The organism is Methylobacterium segetis, assembly GCF_004348265.1.
GTDB lineage: Bacteria > Pseudomonadota > Alphaproteobacteria > Rhizobiales > Beijerinckiaceae > Methylobacterium > Methylobacterium segetis.
This window is the reverse complement of record NZ_SMNT01000096.1, coordinates 1-19,064: the sequence shown is the minus strand read 5'-3', so window position 1 is coordinate 19,064 and position 19,064 is coordinate 1. Positions and strand designations below refer to the sequence as shown.

At 70.1% G+C, this 19,064-nt stretch carries 24 protein-coding genes; 6 read left to right on the top strand and 18 right to left on the bottom strand.

Annotated features, from left to right (window positions below; genetic code table 11):
• The 3 genes from E1J50_RS20795 to purB all read right to left on the bottom strand — a co-directional run.
• The coding region (locus E1J50_RS20795) for a catalase family protein (RefSeq protein WP_132255705.1) at window positions 1–911 on the bottom strand (911 nt) is incomplete at its 3' end.
• Between the two features lie 40 nt (window positions 912–951).
• Window positions 952–2,202: an SAM-dependent methyltransferase gene (locus E1J50_RS20790; RefSeq protein ID WP_132255704.1), complete on the bottom strand. Its 1,251-nt coding sequence runs from the start codon at window positions 2,200–2,202 to the stop codon at window positions 952–954.
• Window positions 2,203–2,366: 164 nt separating this feature from the next.
• Window positions 2,367–3,677: an adenylosuccinate lyase gene (gene purB / locus E1J50_RS20785; protein ID WP_132255703.1), complete on the bottom strand. Its 1,311-nt coding sequence runs from the start codon at window positions 3,675–3,677 to the stop codon at window positions 2,367–2,369.
• Between the two features lie 351 nt (window positions 3,678–4,028).
• On the opposite strand from purB, the gene E1J50_RS20780 reads away from it, so the two are divergent.
• On the top strand, window positions 4,029–4,496 hold the full coding sequence (locus tag E1J50_RS20780) for a hypothetical protein (protein WP_132255702.1): 468 nt from the start codon (window positions 4,029–4,031) through the stop codon (window positions 4,494–4,496).
• A gap of 4 nt (window positions 4,497–4,500) precedes the next feature.
• Here E1J50_RS20780 and E1J50_RS20775 read toward each other — a convergent pair whose 3' ends face one another.
• From E1J50_RS20775 to E1J50_RS20765, 3 genes are all read right to left on the bottom strand, one after another.
• Window positions 4,501–4,884 (bottom strand): response regulator, encoded by a 384-nt coding sequence (locus tag E1J50_RS20775; RefSeq protein WP_132255701.1) that lies wholly within the window; start codon window positions 4,882–4,884, stop codon window positions 4,501–4,503.
• Between the two features lie 138 nt (window positions 4,885–5,022).
• Window positions 5,023–5,706, bottom strand: coding sequence for a hypothetical protein (locus E1J50_RS20770; RefSeq protein ID WP_132255700.1), 684 nt, complete (start codon window positions 5,704–5,706; stop codon window positions 5,023–5,025).
• A gap of 96 nt (window positions 5,707–5,802) precedes the next feature.
• Window positions 5,803–6,036 carry a hypothetical protein gene (locus E1J50_RS20765; RefSeq protein ID WP_132255699.1) on the bottom strand — a complete coding sequence of 78 codons (234 nt, stop codon included), beginning with the start codon at window positions 6,034–6,036 and terminating at the stop codon, window positions 5,803–5,805.
• 359 nt (window positions 6,037–6,395) lie between these two features.
• On the opposite strand from E1J50_RS20765, the gene E1J50_RS20760 reads away from it, so the two are divergent.
• On the top strand, window positions 6,396–6,680 hold the full coding sequence (locus E1J50_RS20760; protein ID WP_132255698.1) for a hypothetical protein: 285 nt from the start codon (window positions 6,396–6,398) through the stop codon (window positions 6,678–6,680).
• Window positions 6,681–6,770: 90 nt separating this feature from the next.
• Here E1J50_RS20760 and E1J50_RS20755 read toward each other — a convergent pair whose 3' ends face one another.
• From E1J50_RS20755 to E1J50_RS20745, 3 genes are all read right to left on the bottom strand, one after another.
• Window positions 6,771–7,211, bottom strand: a complete 441-nt coding sequence (locus E1J50_RS20755) for a response regulator (protein ID WP_132255697.1) — start codon at window positions 7,209–7,211, stop codon at window positions 6,771–6,773.
• A 94-nt stretch (window positions 7,212–7,305) separates the two neighbouring features.
• On the bottom strand, window positions 7,306–8,676 hold the full coding sequence (locus E1J50_RS20750) for a polyhydroxyalkanoate depolymerase (protein ID WP_132255696.1): 1,371 nt from the start codon (window positions 8,674–8,676) through the stop codon (window positions 7,306–7,308).
• A gap of 156 nt (window positions 8,677–8,832) precedes the next feature.
• Entirely contained in the window at window positions 8,833–9,033 is a 201-nt protein-coding gene (locus E1J50_RS20745) for a hypothetical protein (RefSeq protein ID WP_132255695.1), read from the bottom strand.
• A gap of 433 nt (window positions 9,034–9,466) precedes the next feature.
• Here E1J50_RS20745 and E1J50_RS20740 point away from each other — a divergent pair, with 433 nt between their 5' ends.
• Window positions 9,467–11,593 carry a TonB-dependent receptor gene (locus E1J50_RS20740; protein WP_132255694.1) on the top strand — a complete coding sequence of 709 codons (2,127 nt, stop codon included), beginning with the start codon at window positions 9,467–9,469 and terminating at the stop codon, window positions 11,591–11,593.
• A gap of 52 nt (window positions 11,594–11,645) precedes the next feature.
• Here E1J50_RS20740 and E1J50_RS20735 read toward each other — a convergent pair whose 3' ends face one another.
• The 5 genes from E1J50_RS20735 to hemB form a co-directional block, all read right to left on the bottom strand.
• Window positions 11,646–12,392 (bottom strand): arginyltransferase, encoded by a 747-nt coding sequence (locus tag E1J50_RS20735; protein ID WP_132255693.1) that lies wholly within the window; start codon window positions 12,390–12,392, stop codon window positions 11,646–11,648.
• Window positions 12,393–12,520: 128 nt separating this feature from the next.
• Entirely contained in the window at window positions 12,521–13,006 is a 486-nt protein-coding gene (locus E1J50_RS20730) for an RDD family protein (RefSeq protein ID WP_132255692.1), read from the bottom strand.
• Between the two features lie 79 nt (window positions 13,007–13,085).
• Window positions 13,086–14,141 carry a methyl-accepting chemotaxis protein gene (locus E1J50_RS20725; RefSeq protein ID WP_132255691.1) on the bottom strand — a complete coding sequence of 352 codons (1,056 nt, stop codon included), beginning with the start codon at window positions 14,139–14,141 and terminating at the stop codon, window positions 13,086–13,088.
• Between the two features lie 156 nt (window positions 14,142–14,297).
• Entirely contained in the window at window positions 14,298–14,684 is a 387-nt protein-coding gene (locus E1J50_RS20720) for a hypothetical protein (RefSeq protein WP_245516673.1), read from the bottom strand.
• Window positions 14,681–15,751: a porphobilinogen synthase gene (hemB, locus tag E1J50_RS20715; RefSeq protein ID WP_132255690.1), complete on the bottom strand. Its 1,071-nt coding sequence runs from the start codon at window positions 15,749–15,751 to the stop codon at window positions 14,681–14,683. The genes E1J50_RS20720 and hemB overlap by 4 nt, the downstream gene beginning before the upstream one ends.
• Before the next feature lie 161 nt (window positions 15,752–15,912).
• On the opposite strand from hemB, the gene E1J50_RS20710 reads away from it, so the two are divergent.
• From E1J50_RS20710 to ldtR, 3 genes are all read left to right on the top strand, one after another.
• Window positions 15,913–16,974, top strand: a complete 1,062-nt coding sequence (locus tag E1J50_RS20710) for an enoyl-CoA hydratase/isomerase family protein (RefSeq protein ID WP_132255689.1) — start codon at window positions 15,913–15,915, stop codon at window positions 16,972–16,974.
• Between the two features lies 1 nt (window position 16,975).
• Entirely contained in the window at window positions 16,976–17,428 is a 453-nt protein-coding gene (locus E1J50_RS20705; protein ID WP_132255688.1) for a DUF6163 family protein, read from the top strand.
• A gap of 163 nt (window positions 17,429–17,591) precedes the next feature.
• Window positions 17,592–18,104 carry a transcriptional regulator LdtR gene (gene ldtR / locus E1J50_RS20700; protein WP_132255687.1) on the top strand — a complete coding sequence of 171 codons (513 nt, stop codon included), beginning with the start codon at window positions 17,592–17,594 and terminating at the stop codon, window positions 18,102–18,104.
• A gap of 325 nt (window positions 18,105–18,429) precedes the next feature.
• Here ldtR and pqqA (E1J50_RS20695) read toward each other — a convergent pair whose 3' ends face one another.
• From pqqA (E1J50_RS20695) to pqqA (E1J50_RS20680), 4 genes are all read right to left on the bottom strand, one after another.
• On the bottom strand, window positions 18,430–18,519 hold the full coding sequence (gene pqqA / locus E1J50_RS20695) for a pyrroloquinoline quinone precursor peptide PqqA (RefSeq protein WP_109888207.1): 90 nt from the start codon (window positions 18,517–18,519) through the stop codon (window positions 18,430–18,432).
• A 69-nt stretch (window positions 18,520–18,588) separates the two neighbouring features.
• The gene (pqqA, locus tag E1J50_RS20690) at window positions 18,589–18,678 is read right to left on the bottom strand and encodes a pyrroloquinoline quinone precursor peptide PqqA (protein ID WP_109888207.1); all 90 of its coding nucleotides are present in this window, start codon (window positions 18,676–18,678) and stop codon (window positions 18,589–18,591) included.
• Between the two features lie 69 nt (window positions 18,679–18,747).
• Window positions 18,748–18,837 carry a pyrroloquinoline quinone precursor peptide PqqA gene (gene pqqA / locus E1J50_RS20685; RefSeq protein WP_109888207.1) on the bottom strand — a complete coding sequence of 30 codons (90 nt, stop codon included), beginning with the start codon at window positions 18,835–18,837 and terminating at the stop codon, window positions 18,748–18,750.
• A gap of 69 nt (window positions 18,838–18,906) precedes the next feature.
• Window positions 18,907–18,996: a pyrroloquinoline quinone precursor peptide PqqA gene (gene pqqA, locus E1J50_RS20680; protein ID WP_109888207.1), complete on the bottom strand. Its 90-nt coding sequence runs from the start codon at window positions 18,994–18,996 to the stop codon at window positions 18,907–18,909.
• Window positions 18,997–19,064 lie beyond the last annotated feature (68 nt).

Sequence of the window (19,064 nt, the reverse complement as noted above, 5' to 3'; positions counted from 1 at the left end):
CCCTCGCTCCAGGCGTCCTGCCGGGGGACGGTGATGCGGGCCACCGCCCGGTAGGGGCTCTCCTCCTCCGGCCAGGGCACCGAGGCGTCCTCGATCGGCATCGTCTCCCGGTTCGTCCAGAGCTGCGCCCGCAGCTCCCAGACGCCCTCGTGCTCCGCGAAGAAGGCGGTGACGGCCTCGCGCAGGCCGTTGGGCTTCCCGTTGACGTTGAGCGCGGCATTGGTCAGCGCGGTCAGTTCGGGCGAGACGGGCGCCACCGCGACCTTCGCCACGTAGTCGCCCCAGCGCACCGGGACCTGGCTGTAGAAGGTCTCGCCGAGGATGTGCGTCTCCGGGTGGCCGCCGAGCGCGATCACCGTCGGGCTCTTGGTGCCCAGCGCCTCCAGCACCGTCTCGACGCCGCGCAGCGTCGCGGAGAAGGCCTTCTTGAAGATCTGCGGCGTGTCGGTCGTCGCCGCGAGCAGCTTCAGGCTCTTGAGGAAGGCCTTGCCGTCCGGCGCCACGAAGGCGGGCGCGTTCGCCATCACGAAATCCTGGGTCGCGCCGTCGGCACCCGGCAGGCGCTCGCCCTCGACGCCGAGGATCTTGACCGCGAGGCCGCGAGGCGTCGAGACGCTGTCGTCGAGGATGTCGCCGGGGTTGGTCGAGAGGCGCAGCACGACGTCGTGCGTGCCGGGCTTCGCGAAGAGCCCCTGCGCGAGCGCCGGGTCGAGGCCGGGCAGCACCTCCAGCCTGCCGGTGAGGAGGCCGTGGCCCTTCGCGTGCACGCCGCGCACGGCGTGTCCGTAATCCTTGAGCGTGGTGCCCTGGATCTTGGCGAAGGTGGCGATCATCCCATCGTGCGTCTCCGCCTCGTCGGGCGCGGGCGTCTCGACGGACGGGGCGAAGGGGATCGGCTGGGCATGCGGCACGGGTGGCTCCTCGGCGAGGAAGACGGTCTCGGTTGCAAGCTCAACGGTAGTGCGTGAGGCCCGTTCCGCCCGCCCGCTCACGGGGGGGCGAGAGAGCGGCTTCGCGCCGACGCAGACGCCGCTCGGCGCGCGCGATGTAGTCGCGCGTCGCCGGCACCACGTCGTTGCGGCGGGCGAGGAGGATCTGGAACACGACCGCGTCCTCGTGCCGGAAGGCGGCCTCGGCCGCCGCGAGATACCAGTCCCACATCCGGCAGAAGCGGGCGTCGTAGAGGCGCTCGGCCTCCGCCCGCCGGGCGAGGAAGCGGGTGCGCCAGTCCCGCAGGGTCGCGGCGTAGTGCAGGCGCAGCACCTCGACGTCGTTGACGACGAGGCCCGAGGCCTCGATCGCCGGCACCATCTCCGAGAGCGTCGGCAGGTGGCCGCCGGGGAAGATGTAGCGGGTGATCCAGGGGTTCGTGGCCGCGGGCCGCCCCGTGCGGCCGATCGTGTGCAGGAGCATCACCCCGTCCTCGGCGAGGCGCTCCCGGCAGATCTGGAAGAAGGAGGCGTAATGGGCCGGCCCCACATGCTCGAACATGCCGACCGACACGATGCGGTCGAAGCTGCCGCGCACCGTCCGGTAATCCTCGAGCGCGAACTGCACCTGCTCCTCGAGCCCCCGCGCCAGGGCGCGCCCCCGCGCCGCCGCGTGCTGCTCGGCCGAGAGGGTGATGCCGCGCACCGAGGCGCAGCCCGCCACCTCGGCGAGGTAGAGCCCGAGCCCGCCCCAGCCGCAGCCGATGTCGAGAACCCGGTGGCCCGGGCCCGCCATGACCTTCGCGGCGATGTGGCGCTTCTTGGCGGCCTGCGCGGCGTCGAGGTCGATCCCGGGCGCCGCGTAATAGGCGCAGGAATATTGCCAGTCCGCGTCGAGGAAGAGGCCGTAGAGCCGCCCGTCGAGGTCGTAGTGCCGGGCGACGTTGTGCCGGGCCCGCTCCGGGCCGTTGCGGTCGAGGAGGCGGCGCAGGAGGGCCCGCGCCAGCCCGTGCCCGCGCAGGGGCGGGAAGGGCGGCGAGCCGTGGTTGGCCGCGAGCAGGACCGCCATCAGGTCGGGCAGCGTCCCGTCCTCGATGGTGAGCCGCCCGTCCGTGAAGAGCTCGCCGAGGCGCAATTCCGGGTCGAGCAGGGCGGCGCGCTCGGCCGCCGCGTCGCGGAAGCGGATCGCGACTTCGGGACCGCACCCGTCGCCCGCGTCGAAGCGGTAGCCGCTCGCCGTCGTGACGGTGAGCCGGCCGCTGAGGCCGCTCATCCCGAAGGCCCACTCTAGAATCCGGTCGAGCAGCACGCCGCAACCTCTAGATGCAGGACTTGTGTCCGCCCGTAGAGGTCGTCCGTCGCGGCGTGGCCGTCAAGCGGTCACGCTCGGCTCGGTCCGGTTTGCGCCCGCTTCGTCGGGTTCGGACGGAGCGCGCGTCAGGCCTGTCCGCCGAACACCCGCTCGAAGATCGTGTCCACGTGCTTGAAGTGGTAGGCGAGGTCGAAGCATTCCTCGATCTGCTCCGGGCGCAGCGCCGCGGTGACCTCCGGGTCCGCCTTGAGCAGGGTCAGGAAGTCGCCCTCGCCGCGCCAGACCGGCATCGCGTTGCGCTGGACGAGGCGGTAGGAATCCTCCCGCGACAGCCCGGCCTGGGTCAGCGCCAGCAACACCCGCTGCGAGTGGACGAGCCCGCCGAGACGGTCGAGGTTCTTCTGCATGTTGGCGGGGTAGATCAGCAGCTTGTCGACGACGCCGGTCAGCCGCGCCAGGGCGAAGTCGAGGGTGATCGTGGCGTCCGGCCCGATCATCCGCTCGACGGAGGAGTGCGAGATGTCCCGCTCGTGCCAGAGCGCGACGTTCTCCATCGCGGGCAGCGCGTAGGCCCGCACCATGCGGGCGAGGCCGGTCATGTTCTCGGTCAGAACCGGGTTGCGCTTGTGCGGCATCGCCGAGGAGCCCTTCTGCCCCTCGGAGAAGAATTCCTCGGCCTCCAGCACCTCGGTGCGCTGCAGGTGGCGGATCTCGATCGAGAGGCGCTCCACGGAGGAGGCGACGACGCCGAGGGTGGCGAAGAACATGGCGTGCCGGTCGCGCGGGATCACCTGCGTCGAGACGGGCTCCGGCGTCAGGCCCATCTGCTTGGCGACGTATTCCTCCACCCGCGGGTCGATGTTGGCGAAGGTGCCGACCGCGCCCGAGATCGCGCAGGTGGCGACCTCCTCGCGGGCCGCGACGAGGCGGGCGCGGGCCCGCTCGAACTCGGCATAGGCCTGGGCGAGCTTGAGGCCGAAGGTGACGGGCTCGGCGTGGATGCCGTGCGAGCGGCCGATCGTCGGCGTGAGCCGGTGCTCGAAGGCGCGGCGCTTGAGGGCGGCGAGCAGCGCGTCGACGTCGGCGATCAGAATGTCGGCCGCGCGCACGAGCTGCACGTTGAGGCAGGTGTCGAGCACGTCCGACGAGGTCATGCCCTGGTGGACGAAGCGCGCCTCGGGTCCGACGATCTCGGCCAGATGCGTCAGGAAGGCGATCACGTCGTGCTTCGTCACCGCCTCGATGGCGTCGATGCGGGCGACGTCGAAGACCGCGTCGCGGCCCTTCTCCCAGACCCTCTCGGCGGCCTCCCGCGGCACGACGCCGATCTCGGCGAGCGCGGTCGTGGCGTGCGCCTCGATCTCGAACCAGATCCGGAAGCGGGTTTCCGGCGACCAGATCGCGGTCATCGCGGGGCGGCTGTAGCGGGGGATCATGCGTGACGCTTCCTGCGGGGCCGCCCGCCGCGCGCCGGCCGTTCACCGGCCCCGGGGCTTCGTGCGGGCTGACGGGCGTTGGCTATTCAATGCGCCGGGGGAAGGCAAGGCGTCCGTGGGCCGGCAGGGTCCTCTTGCAGGACCCGCTCGCCGGGCCTTGCAGCCCGTTCCAGTCACGTGAGCAAGCAACGTCGAAGATCAGCAAATGTTATCGTCAATGGATGGTACGGAATTGGACTGCGAAGCGAAACGTATTTTCGACATAAATACGCACCCCAATCGAGGATGATCAGCGCGGTTGCGTTGGAGTTGGCTGGTCGAGTGCGTGCAATGACAGGTGGAGTATCCGTGATGGCATCCAGCGCACCGGCCGTATGGGCGGCGGGGTTCGTCTGCCTCCTCGGCATCTCGACGGCGGAGGCGGCCCATTGCCGATCGGGCCAATATTATCGTCCCTCCCGCGGGATCTGCGTCTCGGAGCGGGCCTTCCGCCGGGACGTGCAGCGGGCGGGCTTCCACGCGGCACGCGGCGGGCGCCGCCTCGCGCGGCACGGGCGCGGCGTGCGGGTCGTGGTCGTGGAGCGGGAGGTCCCGGTCTATATCGAGCGCGTCGTCCGGCGGGAGAAGCCCGCCCCCGTCGCGCTCGCCAGCGCCGACCCGGACATCCTGCCGGTGACGACCGGCTCGGTCGCCCCCGCGCCGGCACCCGCGCAGGAGCCGGAGCCGGCGCTCGCGGTGCCGCTTCCCTACGTGACGGGGGGCTTGCACTCGCTGAGCCCGCTGCCGCCGAAGGCGCGGGGCTGGGAGTGGCAGCGCTGAGGGCTCAGCGGAGGGCGGCCGCCTGCTCGGCGGCCCGCAGCACGTCGATGGAGCGCCACGGCTTCTGCAGGTAGGTCGCGCCGGCGGGCAGGTGCTCGATCCGGTCGCCCGGGTCGCCGGAGGTCAGGAGCAGCTTGATCCAGGGCCAGCGGGTGCTCACCGCCCGGGCGAGGTCTACCCCGTCGAGGATGCAGGGCAGCCGCACGTCCGCGAAGATCAGGGCCACCTCGTCGGCATGGGCGCGCAGGTGGTGCAGGGCCTCCTCGCCGCTATCCGCCTCGATCACCCGGAGCTCCGTCTCCTCCAGGACCGCGGCGGCGAGGGTGCGCAGCGTTCGATCGTCCTCGACGACGAGAGCGGTCCGTGCAGGGGGCGTCGCCTGTCCCATTCACCTCTCCCTTGTTGCCGCGGCCCGGGCAGCTGCCCGGACGCCGACGGTCGAGGCGCGCGATGATGCGGCGGGGCGGCCCCGGGCACCGTAGGTAACCACGGCGCACCCGTCTGGTTCAATCCCCGCCCGCCGGGCTCAATCCTCGGGGAGGGGCTCCTTGCCCGTCGGCTCCGGCTCCTCGCCGGGGGCGGCCCGGGGCGCCGGGATCCGGCCGGGGGGCGCCTTCGCGGCCTGGGCGTCGGCGGGGGCGGCGGAGGGCGGGCGCGCCGGCCCGGCAATGTCCTCGGGCCGGCGCAGGTCGATCGTCTCGGTCTGGGGCGCGGCGACCCGGTAGCCGAGGGCGCCCGCGGTGCCCGCGAGGTCCCGGGCGGCCGCGCGCCCGCTCTCGAGCCCGTGGCAGACCGCGAAGTAGGTCGCGGCGACGTTGGCGTAGCGGCGCACGGTCTCGCGGGAATCCTGGGTCGCGAAGGGCGCGAGCAGGATGCCCACCGTGCGCCCCTGCTTCTCGGCGACGAGCGCGGGCCGGGTCGGCGAGCAATAGACGTAGCCCGTCTCCTCGGTGCGGGGCTCGCGCCCGCTCGGGCTCGCGTGGAAGGTCTTGAAGCGGGTCCGCTTGAGGGTGCCCTCCGGGTCCGTCCGCACGGTCTCGACGGCCAGGATCGCGAACTCGTCGCAGCCGTCCGGCTGGCAGAGGCCGCGGACGAGGTCGGCCCGGTTGTACTCCTGGCGGGCCTTGTCCGGCGCCCTGTCCTGCGGCTTGTCCTGCGCCTGGGCCGCGCTGGTCAGCAGCAGGCCGGCGAGAAGGGTCGCGATCCGCATGTCGTCTCTCCATCCCCCGGCCGGTCGGTTAGGGAGAGAGTTTGTCAGTCGCGAGGCAGCCTAGCCCGAGGCAGCCTCACCCGAGGGCCGAAGGGCTCAGCCGCGCCGGTCCCGCGCCTCGCGGGCGGCGCTGATTGCGGTCGCCGGCGGGGCGCTCGCGAGAGCGGGCGCGTTGTCGAGGCCGCCGAGGGCGGCGGCGACGTGCAGGCCGAGGACGGGGACGAAGACGAGCCCCATCATGAAGACGATGATGAGGGCGATGCTCCGGTCGCGCGAGGTGCGGGAGGCGGCCTTGGGCGCGCGCCGGGTGCGGGTCTTGAGGGTCGTCATGGCTCACCTCGTTCGAACGGCCGCCGGGGGCCGTTCGCGGGCGAGCCCGATCAAGCGATCAGGCGCGGGTCTCGCGGGCGGCCGAAGGCGGCACGAACCATCGACTACTGTCGCTGGGCATGGGGTTTGCAGGTTCCAGTGGGGTCGCGGTTCTGCCTCGGGCAGGGTCTCGCGACTGCGACGGACATGATGCAGCACAATGGTTTCGTCAACCCTAAGACGGTGCGCGGAAGGCGCGATCGCGGCATGAGCGGGCCGGGACTCTCGGGGGCGTGGCAATGCTTCCACAGGTCATGCCGCGCCCGCCCGTTCGTGCTAAGCCTCGCCCTCCCGGAGACGATGCGTGTGAGGAGGCGGCGATGACTCCCCTTTCGGCTCTCCAAGCCCCGGTCGATCACGAGGTCCTGCTCGGCGAGATCCAGCACGTCCTCGCGGCCCTCGCCGATGTCGAGACGGATTTCGCGGTGGCCTGCGAGGAGGCGAGCGAGGCGGCGGCGGTCGCGCAGCCCGGAGCCGCGCCACGGGGGCGGCCGGACCTGCAGCGCCTGGAGGCGGAGCGGCAGCGTCGCCGGGAGCCGCTGATCCGGCGGCTCGACAGCCTCGACCGCGCCTGCCGGGCGCTGTTTCCGGCCAATGCCTGCTGAGGGCGGCCAAGCCGCCGGGGCCTGCTGAGGGCGGCCAGGCCGCCGGGGCCTGCTGAGGGCGGCCAAGCCGCCGGGGCCTGCTGAGGCCGGTCAGGCCGCCGGGGATGTCGGGTGCGGGGCGGGATCGGCCAGCCCGCTCGCGCAGAGGAGTTCGGCGATCTGCTGCGGCTCGATCGGCTTCTCGCAATGGCGGAGCCCGCCGTAGCGCGGGGGCAGCGTCCCCGCGCTGTAGCCCGTCGCGAACAGGAACGGCACGCCGCGCGCGATCAGGGCGTCGGCGACCGGAAACGCCATCTCGCCGCGCAGGTTGATGTCGAGCACCGCCGCGTCGAGGGCCGGCGTCGCCGCGATCAGCGTGAGCGCCTCCGTGACGCTGGGGACCGGCCCGACGATCTCCGCGCCGCTCGCCGCGAAGTGGCGCTGCAGGTCGGAGGCGAGGAAGTAATCGTCCTCGACGAGCAGCACGACGCGGCCTTTCAGGTGCCCCGTCTCCGGCTCCCCCGACTCCTCCTGCCCCGTCTCCTGCGGCATGTCACGACCCCGTCGGTGCGGCGCTCCGACGGGAGGTCTCGCATGGCCCGGCCCGGGCTGCCTTCAGTTAGGTTAGAGCGCGCCCGTTCCGGGATCACGCCTGCGCGATCACGCGGACGCGCTGCCTCCGCGGCTCGGCCTCGATCTCCGCCCGCCCGGCCCGGTCCGGGCCGAGGAGGGGCGCGGCGTGCGGCAGGGGCCGGGCCGCCGGGCGGGGCGTCGCCGCGACGAGGATCGGCCGGCGCGCCGCGCGGGGCTGCTCGATCGGCCGGGCATGGGCCGCCATGAAGGCCGAGAGCTTCGGGGCGATCTCCGCGCGGAAGCGCGAGCCGTTGAAGATGCCGTAATGCCCGGCGCCGGGCTGCAGGTGATAGGCTTTCTTCGCCTCCGGCAGGTTCCCCGTCAGGTCGAGCACCGCCCGGGTCTGGCCGACGCCGGTGATGTCGTCCTTCTCGCCCTCGACGGCCATGATCGCGCAGCGGCGGATCGCGGCGAGGTCGACCGGCCGGCCGCGATGCATCATGCGGCCGCGCGGCAGGTCGTGCGTGATGAAGACGCGCTCGATCGTCTGCAGGTAGAACTCGGCAGTGAGGTCCATCACCGCGAGATACTCGTCGTAGAAGCTGCGGTGCTTGGCGGCCGAGTCGCCGTCGCCCTCGACGAGGTGGTTGAACATGTCCCAATGCGCCGAGAGGTGGCGGTCGAGGTTCATGCTCACGAAGCCGGTCAGCTGCAGGAAGCCGGGATAGACCGAGCGGCCCTGGCCCGCATGCCCCCACGGCACGGTGTGGATGCAGTGCCGCTCGAACCAGGGCAGGCCGCGCTCCGAGGCGAGGCGGTTCACCGCGGTCGGCGAGACGCGGGTGTCGATGGGGCCGCCGATGAGGGTGGCGGTCTGCGGGATGCGCGGATGGTCCTCGGCCTCCATCCGGGCGATGGCGGCGAGCACCGGCACCGAGGGCTGGCAGACGGCCGCGACGTTGAGGTCGGGGCCGAGCGCCGAGAACATGGCGATGCAGTAATCGACGTAATCGTCGAGGTCGAACCGCCCCGCCGACAGCGGCACCTCCTTGGCGTCGAGCCAGTCGGTGATGAAGACCTGGTGCGTCTCGAGGAAGGCCTCGACGGTGCCGCGCAGCAGCGTGGCGTAGTGGCCCGACATCGGCGCGACGAGGAGCAGCTTCGGCTTGGTTGAGCGCGCCTCCGGAGCAATCTCGCCGAAGGCGACCACCCGGCAGAACGGACGCTCCCAGACGACGCGCTCGGGCACGCCGAGATCGAAGATGGGTTTGGCGTAGGTGCGGGTGGCGCGCTCGAAGATCTCACAGGACGCCGCCATCATGCGGCTGCCCGGCGCGGCGGCGAACGGGTTGAACGGATTTTCGCACGCGAGCTTTACAGCATCGGCCGCGATCCGCGCCGGCGCAAGCATCAGGTTACACGTGTCGCGTGTGAAATACAGCAAAGCGTGCGCTCCCTAGAACAGCACGCTTTTGCCGCTGTCCTTATTTCATCTTGGGGACGACCAACGCACGTGGGTGATGATGGGTTGCTCGCGAAAAGAAGCCGGCTGTTGATGGCGTCCCCAGGGCGCGGCCCGGCAAGGGCTCGAACAGCGCCCTCAAGCCGCCCGGCGGCGAGCCGTGGCGCCGAGGGGCCCGGCATGCAGCCGGTCGATCAGCGCGGCCATCTCGTGGCTGAGGGGGGCGTGGTGCACGGGTGGCAACGCGTCGCAGAGCAGGGGAGCGAGGCCCTTCACGACGCCGCGCAGGGCGGCCGCTTCGAGGGGGCGCAGGTCCGGACGGGGGAATGAGGTCGGCATGGTGGTCCTCTCTCGTGGTCCCGGTCCGCCCATGCGCTCACGCTCAAGCGGGCGAAATGTGGCGGATGCAAGCTGTGTTGTTGATTCGTGCTCGCCTGTGGCCTGCCGGTCACAGGTGGTCCGACGCGCCCCGACGGCCGTCCCGCCGCGTCATCGAGCGCGCGGAATGTTGCTCGTTAGCCACATCCAGACATATCCGGAAACACACTGGAAGAATTCCAGGATGAATGTCGGGCCAGGATTCGTATTGCTGCGGATCACCTTAGCATTCTGATTAAATTCCTTCTTAGAATTCCTTCAAACAAGCAAGGAGTGATTTGCCGCGCACGACGGCTTGCTCGCGCAATCGTCTCGATTACAGCGCCTCGCATCACCGCACGCCGAGACGTGCGGACGTCTTGAGAAAAACAGGGCGCAACGAGGGCGGGATCGGATGAGACATACCACTGAAGCCTGCGTCGTCGGCATCCTTCTCGCCGGGACCGCCCTGAGCCCTGCGGCTCTGGCTCAGCCCGTTCCCGGCGGCGAGGGCGTCACCCTCGACCAGCTCAGCGTCGAGGGCCAGCGCGGCAATACGGTCGGCTACCTGACGAAGCGGAGTTCGACGGCGACGAAGACCGACACGCCGCTCCTCGACACGCCGCAATCCGTCACCGTGGTGACGCAGCAGCAGATCCGCGATCAGGGCTTCCAGAGCATCAACGAGGCGATCCGCTACGTGCCGGGCGTGATCCCGCACCAGGGCGAGGGCAACCGCGACGACGTCGTCATCCGCGGCCAGCGCTCGAACGCGGATTTCTTCGTCAACGGCATCCGCGACGACGTCCAGTATTTCCGCGACCTCTACAACACCCAGCGGATCGAGGTGCTGAAGGGCCCGAACGCGATGATCTTCGGCCGCGGCGGCGGCGGCGGCATCATCAACCGCGTCCTCAAGGAGGCGGACGGCATTCCGATCCGCGAGGTGCTCGTCCAGGGCGGCCAGTATGGGAACAAGCGCGTCGCGATCGACGCGGGCGACCGGGTCAGCGACAGCGTCTTCTTCCGCCTCAACGGCGTCTTCGAGGACACGGCGACCTATCGCGACTTCGTCGACATCCGCCGCTACGGCGTCAACCCGACGATGACCTTCCTGCTCGGGCCGGCGACGACCCTGAAGCTCTCCTACGAGTACTTCCACGACGACCGGACCACGGACCGCGGCATCCCCTCGCAATTCGGCCGGCCCTACCGCTACCGCGAGAACACCGCGACCTTCTTCGGCAATCCGGACCTGAACCGGGCGCGGGTCGACGCCAACATCGCCACCGCCGTGCTCGACCACCAGTTCGAATCCGGCGTGCAGATGCACAGCCAGCTCCGCTTCGCCGATTACCAGAAGTTCTATCAGAACATCTTCCCCGGCGGGGCGGTGAACGCCGCCGGCACGCAGGTCAACCTGTCTGCCTACAACAACGAGACCGACCGGACGAACTATTTCAGCCAGAACGACTTCACCTACAAGTTCGAGACCGGCCCGCTGCGCCACACCCTGCTCGGCGGCGTCGAGCTCGGCTACCAGCAGGGCCTCTCCTACCGGCAGGACGGGTTCTTCAACACGACCGGGACGCAGACCCTGGTGGTGAACCCGCTGAGCCCCGTGAGCCGCGTCGGCGTCACCTTCCGCAACATCCCGTCGGGCGCCAACAGCCTCTACGATCTCGGCCTCGCCGCCCTCTACGCGCAGGACCAGATCGAGGTGAACGAGCACCTGCAATTCATCGGCGGCCTGCGCTACGACCATTTCGACTTCGCCTCCCGCGACCGGCGCAGCAACGCCACGATCGGCCGCGTCGACGACCTCCTGTCCCCGCGCGCGGGCGTCGTCGTGAAGCCCTTCGAGAACCTCGCCTTCTACGGCAGCTACAGCGTGTCCTACCTGCCGTCGGCGGGCGACCAGTTCAGCGCGCTCAGCGCCGGCACGGCGATCGCGCAGCCGGAGAAGTTCGAGAATGCCGAGATCGGCGTGAAGTACGACGTCAACCCGTCCTTCCAGCTCACGGGCGCGCTGTACAACCTCGACCGCACGAACCAGCGGCTGGCCGATCCGAACCGGCCGGGCTTCTTCCTCCTGTCCGGCCGCACCAACACGCAAGGGGCGGAGATCGGCGCGAACGGCTACGTCACCGATTGGTGGCAGGTGGCGGGCGGCTACGCCTTCACGGATGCGCGCATCGCGAGCAACGTGTCGACCACGATCGTGGCCGGCAACACGGTCGGCCTCGTGCCCTTCAACACCTTCACCCTGTGGAACAAGTTCGACGTGACGGAGCGCTTCTCCTTCGGCGTCGGCTTCATCAACCAGACCCACACCTTCGCGTCCTCGGACAACACGGTGCGGCTGCCGAGCTTCTCCCGGGTCGACCTCGGCCTGTTCTACCGGGTGAGCGACACGGTGCGGGCGCAGCTCAACATCGAGAACCTGTTCGACCGCCGCTACATCGCCACCGCCGACGGCAACAACAACATCACGCCGGGCGCGCCGCGGCTGATCCGCGTGCAGCTGATCGCGCAGTTCTGAGGGACGGGCCGCGTCGTCCCGGGACCCGCCGCGGGTGCCCGGGGCGCGCGGGCTACTCCACCCGGGCCCAGCCCTGCGCCAGCAGCCGCTCCTGGGGCAGGAAGCGGGCCTTGTAGTCCATCTTGCGGGAGCCCTCGACCCAGTAGCCGAGATAGAGGTAGGGCAGGCCGAGAGCCCGCGCCCGCAGGATGTGGTCGAGGATCATGTAGGTCCCGAGCGAGCGCGCGGCCGCCTCGGGATCGTAGAACGAGTAGACCATCGACAGGCCGTCGGCGAGGACGTCGGTCAGGCAGAGGGCGAGGGGCGAGCCCGCCCCGCGGCCGTTGATCGCCGTGTCCGGCCCGCGGCGGCGGTAGGTCACGAGATGCGTGTCGACGTGGCTGTCCTCGATCATCATGGCGTAGTCGAGCACGGTCATGTCGACCATGCCGCCGTCGCCGTGGCGGGCGTCGAGATAGCGGCGGAACAGGGCGTACTGCTCCGAGGCCGGCCGGTTCGCCTCCGGGCTGCCGACGAGGTCGGCGTTGCGGGCGAGGATGCGGCGCTGGCTCGCCGTCGGCCGGAAATCGTCCACCACCACCCGCACTGAGATGCAGGCCCGGCAGGTCTCGCAGGCCGGCCGGTAGGCGATGGTCTGCGAGCGGCGGAAGCCCCCCTGCGTCAGGATCTCGTTGAGGTCGCGGGCGCGCCGCCCGACGAGGTGGGTGAAAACCTTCCGCTCTTCCTGCCCCGGCAGGTAGGGGCAGGGGGAGGGGGCCGTGAGATAGAATTGGGGAGTATCGCGCGGGTGGCTCGTCACGCTTCAGGTCGCCCTCGAGGCCGGCGGCGCGCGCCGCGCCGCCGCGTCTGAGTTTAGCGTCGATGGGGCGCCGCTCAACAGCCTCGTTTGCCGCGCGGCGAGGATTTCAACGTCGGGAATCGGACCGTTCAGGCCGCCCGCACCACGGCGAGGCCGAGGATGAGGTCGTGCCCGAGGCGCCGGTCGCTGCGCACCACCCCGAACAGCACGTCGACGCACCAGAGCAGGAAGGTCGAGAGCGCCACGTAGAACAGCAGCGCGTGCACCGCGGCCGTGATCATGTCGACCGGGCGCCCGCTCTCGGTGGCGACGCGCAGGCCCATCATGCGCATCCCGATCGTGCTCTGCTTCGCGCCGCCGACCGTGATCATGCTGTAGAGCACGCCGCTCGCGGGCATGATCGCGAACAACGTCCACCCCAGCCCAAACGTGATCACTCCGATCACCGCGATCGCGATCCAGAGCAGGGTCGAGAAGCCGAGGATGAACAGGATGTCGAGCAGGTAGGCGACGAAGCGGGCCCCGAGGCTGCCGCGCAGGGCGGGCAGGGTCATCGGGGCATTGTAGCCGGGCGCGTCGAGGCGCTCGGCGTAACCGGGCGGGGGATTGAGCATGGCCGCGTCCTCACGGGGCGAGACGATCGCCCCCGATGAGGTAGGAAGCGGAATCCTCCCGCTCAAGGTCGGACCGCCCTCAGCCGGGCTCCTGTTCGATCACGCCCCGCCAGCCGAGCCCCTGATAGGTCTCGTAGCCGGGCGTGGCGTGGAAGGCGACGAGGCGCCCGCCCGCATCGACATAGGCGCCGTGCGTGGCCCCCTCCGTGCGCAGCGGGTAGCGCTCCGACAGGAGGCCCTTGCCCTTCGAGCAGGCGAGAACGCGGTTCTCCGCGTCGAGGAGCAGCACCCGGCTGCGCGCCCGCTCGTCGGCGGCAAGCCGCACGCCCTCCACCACGGCCCGCGCCTGAGGCTCCCAGTCGAAATGGATCGCGAGGTAGCCGAGGGGGCGCCCCATCGCCTCGCCCCCCTCGCGCACCGAGGCCGCGTAGGTCGCGGTCTGGGCGCCGCCGAGCCCCGCCGAGCGGCCGACATCGGCCACCGCGAACTCGTCCCCGCAGGTGAGGCGGCGGGCCCGCTCGAACCAGGGCTCGGCCCGCACGTCGCGCCCGCGCACGTCGAAACGGTCGGGCCGCCCGTTGGCGATCACCCGGCCATCCAGGCCGCACAGCCAGAGATCGAGATAGACCGTGTAGGAGGAGAGGATGACGCCGAGCCGCCGGCTCGCGAAGGCTCTCGCCTCCTCGGTCGGGTCCGCGGCGCAATCGACGACGGCGGCGTCGGTCGCCCACCAGCGCACGTCGCAGGTGCGCTCGTAGAGATTGCGGTCGATGATCTCGATCGCGTTGAGGGCGAGATCGACGCAGCGCGCCGACCGTGCCTCGGCGGCGAGCCGGCCCACCGCCTCCGTGAGCGTGGCCACGCCCTCGCCGAGCGAGGTGCCGAGCCGCGCCGTCAGTCCGTCGATCTCGCCCGCGACGCCCCGGACCTCCTGCGCCACGACCGAGAAGCCGGCCCCGTGGGAGCCCGCATGCGCCGCCTCGATCAGCGCGTTCATCGCCAGCAGATGCATGCGCCGCGTGATGTTTCGGATCGATCCGATGCTGGTCGAGGTCGAGATTTTCAGGGCGCTGGTCGAGCGATCGACGAGCGTCGTCAGGTTTTCCGGTCCGGCTGACAGCTCGGCACTGCTCATTTTCTGCTTAATCCAGCGGAAGATGAGCGATATTTGATCGTTTTCGTACGAACAGATTCTTAATGCAGTGCAGCATCCGTGCACCAATTTTTCGCACTGCGATAGAATCTCATGACACTTACGACGGCAGGTTGTCGCTCGATCAGGCTTCGGCGCTCAATTCCGGCGCAGGGCTTCTCCCGGGTCCGCGGCCTCGGCGTCCGGCGTGTCGAGGTAGTAGCGCTTGAGGAGGTACAGCGCGGCGCCGTTCAGGGCCGTGCCGTCATGCGTGACGGCGATCAGCTCCGCGCCCGCGTTGAAGCGGCAGAGGGCGGTGTGGGGCCGCGGTCCGGTCGCGTAGTCGACGCGCACGCTGTCGGGGGCGGGGCCGGCGCCCACCCGCAGGATCCTCATGTCCGTCTCGCCCGGCACCAGCGCCGGCACGGCGCGCCGGCAGAGGGTGATGCGCTGGTGCTGCACCGCGCTCTCGCAGGCGGCGAGGCTGAGGAGAAATCCGCCGAGCGCGCCGGCGAGCAGAAGCCCGCGGGCGCCGAGCCGCGTCACGCCCCGGCGCGCAGGCGCTCGGCGATGCGCGGGGCGTAGTAGGTCAGCACCCCGTCGGCGCCCGCGCGCTTGAAGGCGAGCAGGCTCTCCGCCATCGCGCGCTCGCCGTCGAGCCAGCCGTTGCGGGCCGCGGCCTCGATCATCGCGTACTCGCCCGACACCTGGTAGGCGAAGGTCGGCACCGCGAACTCGTCCTTCACCCGGCGGATGATGTCGAGATAGGGCAGGCCCGGCTTCACCATCACGGAATCCGCCCCCTCGGCGAGGTCGAGGGCGACCTCGCGCAGGGCTTCGGCGCCGTTGCCCGGATCCATCTGGTAGGTGCGCTTGTCGCCCACCAGCGCCGCCTGCGTGCCGATCGCGTCGCGGAAGGGCCCGTAGAAGGCGCTCGCGTATTTCGCCGCGTAGGCCATGATCTGGACGTCGCGGAAGCCGGCCCTGTCGAGCCCGGCCCGGATCGCGCCGACGCGGCCGTCCATCATGTCGGAGGGGGCGATGATGTCGGTGCCGGCCTCGGCCTGGATCAGGCTCTGCTCCACGAGGAGCGCCACCGTCTCGTCGTTGAGGATGGCGCCCTCCTCCAAGAGCCCGTCATGGCCGTGGCTCGTGTAGGGGTCGAGGGCGACGTCGGTCATGACGCCGATCTCGGGAACCGCCGCTTTCACCGCCCGCACAGCCCGGCAGACGAGGTTGTTGCGGTTGAGCGCCTCCGAGCCCGTGGGATCGCGCAACTCCTTCTCCGTGTACGGAAAGAAGGAGATCGCCGGGATACCGAGCCGGGCCGCGCGCTCGGCATCGCGCACGACCTCGTCCACGCTCAGGCGCTCGACGCCGGGCATCGAGGCGATGGGCTCCCGGCGGCCGCTGCCCTCGATCACGAAGAGCGGCCAGATCAGGTCGTCCACGGTGAGCGTATGCTCGCGCACGAGGCGGCGGGACCATTCCGCCTTGCGGTTACGGCGCGGGCGCTGGGTGATCGTCAGGCTCTCGCCGCGCCCGCCTTCCCGGGCGGTCTCCACCGCGAGCGGTCGCGGCTGGGGCGTATCGTTCGATCGGTTCTGCGACATGGCTGGGCTTGTTCTTCCGTGGCGCCGCGGCAGGCCCGGGGCCACCGCGAGGCCGGGCCTATCACTTCGCGATTTGGCGGGGAACCCGTCTCTCCGTGGGCTCGGTTGACGCGGGCCGTCTCGTCGGAGTCTAAGCGTCGCGCATGGGAGACCCGCAGAGCATGACGAGCGAGGCCGGAGGCGAGATCCTGTTCGAGCGGCGCGGCCCCCTCGGTCTCGTCACCCTCAACCGGCCGAAGGCGCTCAACGCCCTGTCCCTGCCGATGATCCGCGCGATGCACGCGCAGCTCCGCGCCTGGGAGGAGGACGATTCCGTCAGCCGTGTCGCGGTCCGCGGTGCGGGCGGGCGCGCCTTCTGCGCGGGCGGCGACATCCGCCGGATCTACGAGGTCGCGCGGGCCGGGGACGAGGCGGAACTCTACGCCATCTGGGCGGGCGAGTACGGGCTCGTCGCCTATGTGGGCCGCTACCCGAAGCCGTACCTCTCGCTCATCGACGGGATCGTGATGGGCGGCGGCGTCGGGATCTCGCTTCACGGCGACTACCGGGTCGCGGGCGCGAACTACGCCTTCGCCATGCCGGAGGTCGGGATCGGCTTCTTCCCCGATGTCGGGATGACGCATTCGCTGCCGCGCCTGCCCGGGCGCACGGGCTCCTACCTCGCGCTGACGGGCGCCCGCATCGGCGCCGGTGACGCCCTCGCGGTCGGGCTCGCCACGCATCACGTGCCCGCCTCCGCGTTCGACGCGCTTCTAGACCGGCTGTCCGACGGCGTGGCCGTGGCCGACGCGATCGAGGCGCACGCCGCGCCTGCGCCTCAGGCCGGACCGCTCGTTGCGCAACGGGCGGATATCGACGCCTGCTTCGAGGCCGAATCGGTCCCCGAGATCCTGGCCCGGCTCGACGCGCGGGCCGAGGCCGGCTCCGCCTTCGCGGCGGAGACGGCGGCGCTCCTGCGCACGCGCTCGCCGACCAGCCTCTGCATCGCCCGCGAGCAGATGCGGCGGGGACCAAATCTCAGCCTCGCCGAGGCCATCCTCGCCGAGTACCGCCTCGTCACCCGCCTGATGGAGGGCACGGACTTCTTCGAGGGGGTGCGGTCCGTGATCGTCGACAAGGACGGCATGCCCGATTGGCGGCCTGCCCGCCTCGAGGACGTGGATCTCGATGCCGTTCGGGCGGCCTTCGGGCCGTCGGGCCGGCCCGAGCCGCGGTTCGCCTGAGATGCGCGGGCCGGGACGCATCGGTCGCGCCGCGGTCGGGGACCTGTCGGGCGACCGGATCGAGCGGGGGGCGAGCGCGCCGCGCACGACCTGGGACACGATCCTCATCTGGTTCATGCGCATCACCGCGCTGCTCTGGCTCGCCAAGGGCGTCCATGCCTGGGCGACCATCCTCGACGTGGTGCCCGGCGCCAGAGCCTTTGAGACCGAGCCGGTGGGCCGGCAGGCGGTGATCGTCTATCTCGCCGTGATCGACCTGACGGCCGCGGTCGGGCTCTGGCTGACCAGCGCCTGGGGCGGCGTGATCTGGCTGCTCGCGGCGACGTCCGCGCTGACGCTCGCGGTGCTCACACCGCAGCTTCTGCCCGCGCCTCTGCCGCTTCTGATCGCGCAGGCAAGTATTGTTGCAGTTTACTTTGCATTATCCTGGTTCGCGGCCCGCGAGGGCCGGTAAATGGAAGGTTGACGGGACTGTTTCAGTTTGCATTTACCCAGAGAAGTAAATCGCGAATTCATCCTGTCGCTTAAATCGCCTTTCATTCCCGACCCATACGTTGAGCCCATAAGCGGCGCCGAACCTCGCGGCGGCCGGCACAACGAACCGGGTGAGGCACACGATGAAGAACCAGGCCATCAAGGTTGTCGAAACCACCTCCGCCCCCGACGCCTCCGTGGCGAGCGGCTCGTACCTCGAGGCGCTGCACCTCGTGGAGCGCCTGCACCGGCGCCTGCTCGACGTCATCAAGGACGAGTTCGAGCGTCGCGGGCGCGAGGACGTCAACAGCGTCCAGGCCCTGCTCCTCTACAATATCGGCGACAAGGAGCTGACCGCGAGCGAGCTGCGGACCAAGGGCTACTATCTCGGCTCGAACGTGTCCTACAACGTCAAGAAGCTCGTCGAAGCGGGCTACCTGCACCACGCCCGCTCGAAGACGGACCGGCGCTCGGTGCGCATCAGCCTCACCGACAAGGGACGGCAGGTGCACGAGATCATCCAGGGCCTCTACGACAAGCATGCCCGCACGATCCAGCCGATCGGCGGCATCTCGGACGACGATTTCGGACGGCTCAACCTTGCGCTCGGCCGGCTGGAGCGCTTCTGGACGGACCAGATCCGCTACCGCCTCTGACGGCGGGCCGGCTGCGGCCGGAGGGCACATCCCCTGGCGGGAAGGCCGCTGCTCCGCTCCTGCACGGTGAGGCGGCTGCGCGATCTGCGGAGATCATGTTGCCGGCCCACCACGGGCGCAGGGTCGACATCCGAATCAGGTCACACACGACAACAGCCGGGATGCCCTTCGCGGGGCGCCCGGCTGTCGCGCATCGTGCATGTCCGGTGCGCGTGAGCCGGGCGGCTCGGAGACCACTTCCCGCGCTCGGGTCCACCAAAAGGAAAGGGCGCCGCTTCCCGAGGGAAACGGCGCCCGAAGCCGGTTCGCTGAAGCGACCGTCAGCTTAGTGGAAGGTGTCGATCTCAGCCGACTCGTAGCTGGTGACTTCCATGCCGACGCAGACTTCCTGAACGATGGGGGCAGACCACTTCATGATGGATCTCCTGTTGGATTGACGGGAAGGACTTGAAACACGCTCGGCTCGTCAGAGCCGCACGAAGCCTTAGTGGAAGGTGTCGATCTCAGCCGACTCGTAGCTGGTGACTTCCATGCCGACGCAGACTTCCTGAACGATGGGGGCAGACCACTTCATGATGGATCTCCTGTTGGATTGACGGGAAGGACTTGAAACACGCTCGGCTCGTCAGAGCCGCACGAAGCCTTAGTGGAAGGTGTCGATCTCAGCCGACTCGTAGCTGGTGACTTCCATGCCGACGCAGACTTCCTGAACGATGGGGGCAGACCACTTCATGATGGATCTCCTGTTGGATTGACGGGAAGGACTTGAAACACGCTCGGCTCGTCAGAGCCGCACGAAGCCTTAGTGGAAGGTGTCGATCTCAGCCGACTCGTAGCTGGTGACTTCCATGCCGACGCAGACTTCCTGAACGATGGGGGCAGACCACTTCATGATGGATCTCCTGTTGGATTGACGGGAAGGACTTGAAACACGCTCGGCTCGTCAGAGCCGCACGAAGC